This is a genomic window from Oceaniferula marina (genome assembly GCF_013391475.1).
Classification (GTDB): Bacteria; Verrucomicrobiota; Verrucomicrobiia; order Verrucomicrobiales; family Akkermansiaceae; genus Oceaniferula; species Oceaniferula marina.
In genome coordinates this window covers 1-281 of sequence record NZ_JACBAZ010000084.1, presented here as the reverse complement: position 1 = coordinate 281, position 281 = coordinate 1, and the positions used below count along the sequence as shown (strand labels likewise).

The 281-nt window shown below is 51.6% G+C and carries 1 rRNA gene; it reads right to left on the bottom strand.

The annotated features are described in order from the left end of the window. Nucleotides 1–281 (bottom strand): 23S ribosomal RNA (locus HW115_RS20380); the annotation flags it as partial.

Below are 281 nucleotides of genomic sequence, written 5' to 3'. Positions count from 1 at the left end.
CCAACCTTCGCGCTCCTCCGTTACTCTTTAGGAGGATACCGCCCCAGTAAAACTGACCGGCTGCCACGGTCCCCCGGCCGGATTACGGCTCGGGGTTAGATTATCCAATCACAAAGGGTGGTATCTCACTGGCGACTCCATGTGCTCCTAAAAACACACTTCAACGTCTCCCACTTATGCTGAGCATTGTAATCGAATAAACAGTAACAGCTTACAGTTAAGGTCTATAGGGTCTTTCCGTCCTTCTGCGGGTAGCCGGCATCTTCACCGGCACTACAATT